5 protein-coding genes are annotated in these 5,634 nt (G+C 67.0%); 4 read left to right on the top strand and 1 reads right to left on the bottom strand.

The window, feature by feature from the left end; genetic code table 11:
* Positions 1–161 precede the first annotated feature (161 nt).
* Positions 162–1,139 (top strand): NAD(P)H-quinone oxidoreductase, encoded by a 978-nt coding sequence (locus tag AC2VOU_RS16670; RefSeq protein WP_486958364.1) that lies wholly within the window; start codon positions 162–164, stop codon positions 1,137–1,139.
* Here the strand turns inward: AC2VOU_RS16670 and AC2VOU_RS16675 are convergent.
* On the bottom strand, positions 1,136–2,332 hold the full coding sequence (locus AC2VOU_RS16675) for a cysteine desulfurase-like protein (protein ID WP_486958365.1): 1,197 nt from the start codon (positions 2,330–2,332) through the stop codon (positions 1,136–1,138). The genes AC2VOU_RS16670 and AC2VOU_RS16675 overlap by 4 nt on opposite strands.
* Positions 2,333–2,441: 109 nt before the next feature.
* Between AC2VOU_RS16675 and AC2VOU_RS16680 the strand changes: the two genes are divergently transcribed.
* From AC2VOU_RS16680 to wzt, 3 genes are all read left to right on the top strand, one after another.
* Positions 2,442–4,448, top strand: a complete 2,007-nt coding sequence (locus AC2VOU_RS16680) for a DUF6541 family protein (RefSeq protein WP_486958366.1) — start codon at positions 2,442–2,444, stop codon at positions 4,446–4,448.
* Positions 4,449–4,495: 47 nt separating this feature from the next.
* The gene (locus AC2VOU_RS16685; RefSeq protein WP_486958368.1) at positions 4,496–4,960 is read left to right on the top strand and encodes a bacterial proteasome activator family protein; all 465 of its coding nucleotides are present in this window, start codon (positions 4,496–4,498) and stop codon (positions 4,958–4,960) included.
* Positions 4,961–4,968: 8 nt separating this feature from the next.
* On the top strand, positions 4,969–5,634 hold a 666-nt coding region (gene wzt / locus AC2VOU_RS16690; protein ID WP_486958367.1), incomplete at its 3' end, for a galactan export ABC transporter ATP-binding subunit Wzt/RfbE.

Raw genomic sequence — 5,634 nt, forward strand, 5'->3', positions numbered from 1 at the left:
ATACAACCGCAGGGTGGCATCCAAAAAGGACTGCCACGCGTCTTGCTCGGCAAGATCAAGCCCGGGTATCGCACTGGCTTTCCGGCCGGCAATGAGCGCCGTCATCACGTCATGCTATGCGACGCATCGCCTTTGGAACAGGGGCTAGTAGCGTGGCAAGCATGTATGGCATCGTCGCCGAATCCGCCGACCGACTCCGGTGGCAGCAAGTGCCCGACGTCACTGCGGGCCCCGCCGATGTGCTGATCAAGGTCAGCGCCGCCGGGGTCAACCGGGCCGACTTGTTGCAGGCCGCCGGGCTGTATCCGCCCCCGCCGGGAGCGAGCGAACTACTGGGCATGGAGGTCTCCGGCGTCGTCGACGCGGTCGGCGACGACGTGGCGGGCTGGTCGCCGGGGCAAGAAGTCTGCGCTTTGCTGGCAGGCGGCGGCTATGCCGAGTACGTCGCGGTTCCCGCCGGTCAGGTCCTGCCGCATCCCGTCGGCCTGGACCTCGTGGACTCCGCGGGCGTCCCCGAGGTGGCGTGCACGGTCTGGTCGAACCTGGTGATGACGGCACACCTGCACGAGGGTCAACTGCTGCTGATGCACGGCGGCGCCAGCGGTGTCGGCAGTCACGCGATCCAGGTCGCGCGAGCCCTGGGCGCCCGGGTCGCTGTCACCGCGGGATCAGCGGCCAAGTTGGAGGCGTGCCGCGAACTCGGCGCCGAGATCCTGATCAACTACCGCGACGAGGACTTCGTCGCACGGGTGCACGAAGCAACCAACGGCCGCGGCGCCGACGTCATCTTCGACATCATGGGCGCCGCATACCTCGACCGCAACATCGACGCGCTGGCCACCGAAGGCCGACTGGTGATCATCGGCATGCAGGGCGGCGTCAAAGGCGAACTCAACATCGGCAAGCTGATGGGTAAACGCGCCCACGTCATCGGCACCACGCTGCGGGCCCGCCCGACCAACGGACCCAACAGCAAGAGCGAGATCGTCGCGGCGGTGACGAAATCGGTGTGGCCGATGATCGCCGACGGCCGGGTCCGGCCGATTATCGGCGCCCGCCTGCCGATTCAGGATGCCGGCGAAGCGCACCGCATGCTGTCCTCCGGCGAGGTGACCGGCAAGGTCGTGCTGACTCTTTAACCCAGCGACGCCAGCGCTCGCACCAACTGGTCGACCTCCGACACCGTCGAATAGTGCGAGAGCCCGACGGTCACCGCGCCGCCGACGTCGTTGACGCCGAGCACGTCGAGCACCCGCGAGTTGGAGTTGGAGATCGCCAGAATTCCGTTGTCGGCCAGCCTCTGCACAACCAGCTCGGCCGGCACGTCGTGCACCGCAAAGCTGACCACCGGGATCCGCGATTCGGGCCGGGCAATCACCACCACCCTCGGCAGCGAGCGCAGCGAGCCCATCAGGTACTCGAAGATGCTGTCCAGATAGCTGGTGGCGGATTGCAGCGACGTCGACAGTCTTTCGCGCCGAGTGCCGCGCGCCGACTCGTCCAGCGAGGCGAGGTATTCGATGCTGGCGACGAAGCCGCCGAGCAGTCCGAACTGGTGGACGCCGACCTCGAGACGGCCCGGGCCGGTGGCGTAGGGGTTGGTCGACACCGAGGCGAAGGCGTTGATGATCGCCGGGTCGCGGAACACCAACGCGCCCACCGGCGGACCGCCCGAGTTGACGGCGTTCAGCGCCACCACGTCGGCGTCGATGTCGTCGACGTCGATCAACCGGTAGGGGGCGGCCGCGGAGTGGTCGACGACCACGAACCCGCCGACGTCGTGGATCAGCTTCGTGACCGGCCGCAGATCGGTGACAGAGCCGAGCGTTCCCGACGCAGAGCAGACCGCGACCAGGCGGGTCGCCGGCCCGATCAGGCCCTCCCACTGCCAGGACGGCAGCTCACCGGTTTCGATGTCGACCTCGGCCCACTTGAGCTTGGCGCCGAACCGGTTTGCGGCGCGCAGCCAGGGCGCGATGTTCGCCTCGTCGTCGAGGCGGGTGACGACCATCTCGTAGCCCAGGCCCGCACGCGTGGACGATGCGTCGGCCAGCGATGCCAGCAACACCGCACGGTCGGCGCCCAGCACCACGCCGCGCGGGTCGGCGTTCACCAGATCCGCAACCGCCTGCCGTGCCGCGTCGAGCACCGCCGCGCTGCGTTTGGCCGACGGGTGCGGTCCGACCGTACTGGGAAAGGACCCGCGGAAGGCCGTCGAAACGGTCGTCGCCACCGACTCGGGAATGAGCATTCCGAACGGGGCATCGAAGTGCACCCAACCGTCCCCCAACGACGGGTGCAAACCGCGCACCCGGGCGACGTCGTATGCCATAGCAGCCACCTTAGAGCCACGCACAATAAGCGAAACTGTGATGGTAGCGGGCACCCGGACAAGTGCCCACCGTCCCGAGCCGGGCCACCCGGGCAGCCATACTAGTCGCGTGGGGCTCTGCTTCGGAACGCTGCTGGCATTGTTTTTGCTGATCGTCCCGGGGGCCATCGTCGGACGAATCACTCAGCTGACGTGGCCGATCGCCATCGCCGTCGGCCCGGCGCTGACCTACGGCGTTGTCGCGCTGGCGATCATCCCGTTCGGTGCTGTCGGAGTCCCGTGGAATGGCTGGACCGCACTGGCCGCCCTCGCGACGGTGTGCGTCGCCATGATCTGCATTCAGCCGTTGCTGGCCCGCCACCGCGACCAGGCGGCACAACTGCTGGGTATCGACCGCCGGCAGGCGTTGACGGTGGCCGCCGGCGTGACGCTCGGAGCGTTGCTGATCATGTGGGCGGCCTACCGCGGACTGGTCCATTGGCAGTCGATCCCCAGCACCTGGGATGCGGTCTGGCACGCCAACACGGTCCGCTTCATGCTCGACACCGGCCAGGCGTCGTCGACCCACATGGGTGAGCTGCGCAACGTCGAGACTCATCAGCCGCTGTACTACCCGTCGGTGTTTCATGCGCTGACCGCGGTCTTCTGCCAACTGACCGGCGCAGCACCCACGACCGGCTACACGTTGTGCTCGGTGGCGGCGTCGGTCTGGTTGTTTCCGACCAGCGCCGCAGTGCTGGCCTGGCACGTGCTGCGCTCCCGCACGAAGCACGCCGCCGGGGTGGCCGCCACCGCCGCCGCGTTGTCGGCGTCGTTCACCTCGGTGCCCTACGTCGAGTTCGGCACGGCGGCGATGCCGAACCTGGCGGCCTACGGCGTGGCGATCCCGACCTTTGTGCTGATCGTCTCCACGCTGGGCCATCGGGACCGGATTCCGGCGGCGGTGCTGGCCCTGGTCGGGGTGTTCTCGGTGCACCTCACCGGTGGCTTCGTGGTGATCTTGTTCGTAGCGGCCTGGTGGCTGATGGACGCGTGGTGGCATCCGGTGCGCGGCCGGCTCGCCGACGCGCTGACGCTAGCCGCGGCGGGAGTGCCCGCCCTGCTGATCCTGGCGCCGCAGTTCCTCGGGGTGGCCCAGCAAGCCGACATCATCGCCGGGCACGCGTTCCCCAGCTTCAAGACCGTCAAGCAGGGGGTGATCGACGCGCTGCTGCTGCACACCCGCCACCTCAACGACTTCCCGATCCAGTACGGTCTCGTGACGCTGATCGCCATCGGCATGGCGATCCTGATCTACCACAAAGTCTGGTGGCCGCCGGTGCTCTGGCTGGTGCTCACCGTGGCGACGATCTACTCGGGGGCGCCGTTCCACAATCCGCTGGGCGCCGTGATCGAGCAGTTCAGTCAGTTCTTCTACAACGACCCGCGCCGGCTCTCGGCGGTGGTGACGATGCTGGTGACGCCGATGGCGGCGATCGCCTTGTTCGCGCTGGTGGTCGGTGCCGTAGCGCTGGCCAGGAAATTCGTCGCCCGAAGCGTCGTCAAAGTGCCTGACACCGTGTGGGTTTCGACGATCGTGGTCCTGCTGACGCTCACTACGACGCTGTCCGCACGGCACTACCTGTACCGGCATCTGGTGTTGTTCGGCGACAAGTACGACTCGGTGATCATCAACGAGAAAGACTTGGACGCTTTTGCCCACCTGGCCGCGCTGCCCGGGGCGCGGACCACCCTGATCGGCAACTCCAACGTCGACGGCACCGCGTGGATGTACGCGGTCGCCGACCTGCACCCGCTGTGGACGCACTACGACTTCCCGCAGCAAACCGGCCCGGGCTATTACCGCTACCTCTTCTGGGCCTACGCCGATGCCGACGCGCTGCCCGGGGTACCCGAGGACAAGCGGGCGTTGGTGCCGGAAGCAATTCGGGCATTGAACATCCGCTACGTCCTGACCAGCGCGCCCACGGTTCGCGGGTTCAAGGTGCCCGACGGGCTAGTGTCAATAGACCGATCGAAGTGGTGGACGAAGATCTACGACAACGGTGAAGCCTGGATTTATGAATGGCTGGGTCCTCAGCGCACTCCGACTACTCCCAAAGGTGACAAGCATTGAGTAACGACGACGACATCGAGGTCATCGGCGGCGTCGACCCCCGATTGATGGCGATGGCGCAGGATCCCGAGCAGGGCTCGGATGATCGCTCGATCACCGACCTCGTCGAGCAGCCCGCCAAGGTGATGCGGATCGGCACGATGATCAAGCAACTTCTCGAAGAAGTGCGCGCGGCCCCGCTCGACGACGCCAGCCGCAACCGGCTGCGCGAGATCCACGCCACCAGCATCCGCGAGCTCGAAGACGGCCTGGCGCCCGAACTACGCGAGGAACTCGACCGCCTCACGCTGCCGTTCACCGAGGGCACGGTGCCGTCGGACGGCGAACTTCGCATCGCCCAGGCTCAGTTGGTCGGATGGCTGGAGGGTCTGTTCCACGGCATCCAGACCGCGTTGTTCGCACAGCAGATGGCCGCGCGTACGCAGCTCGAGCAGATGCGCGAACAGCGTGGCCTGCCGCCCGGAAGCCACGGGCACGGTAGACCCGGCTCCGGCACCGGGCAGTACCTGTAGGGCAGCCGGTGACACCAACGGGTCCACGCATCGAGACCCACGAGGCGTGGGTGGAGTTTCCGATCTTCGACGCCAAGTCACGGTCGCTGAAGAAGACCTTCCTGGGCGGCTCGATCGGGCGCAACGCGTCCAACGTGGTGGTCATCGAGGCGTTGCGCGATATCACCATGTCGCTGGAGCTCGGTGACCGAGTCGGGCTGGTCGGCCACAACGGGGCCGGGAAATCGACGCTGCTGCGCCTACTTTCGGGCATCTACGAGCCGACCCGCGGATCGGCGATCGTTCGCGGTCGGGTGGCCCCGGTGTTCGACCTCGGCGTCGGGATGGACCCCGAGATCTCGGGCTACGAGAACATCGTCATCCGCGGCCTGTTCCTCGGCCAGACCCGCAAGCAAATGCTGGCCAAGGTCGACGAGATCGCCGACTTCACCGAACTCGGCGACTATCTGTCGATGCCGCTGCGGACCTACTCCACCGGCATGCGGGTGCGGTTGGCGATGGGCGTGGTCACCAGCATCGACCCGGAGATCCTGCTGCTCGACGAGGGCATCGGCGCCGTCGACGCCGACTTCCTCAAGAAGGCGCAGACCCGGCTGCAGAAACTCGTCGAGCGGTCCGGAATCCTGGTTTTTGCCAGCCACTCCAACGAATTCCTGGCCCGGCTGTGCAAGACG

This window comes from Mycobacterium sp. TH-M25 (assembly GCF_057473665.1).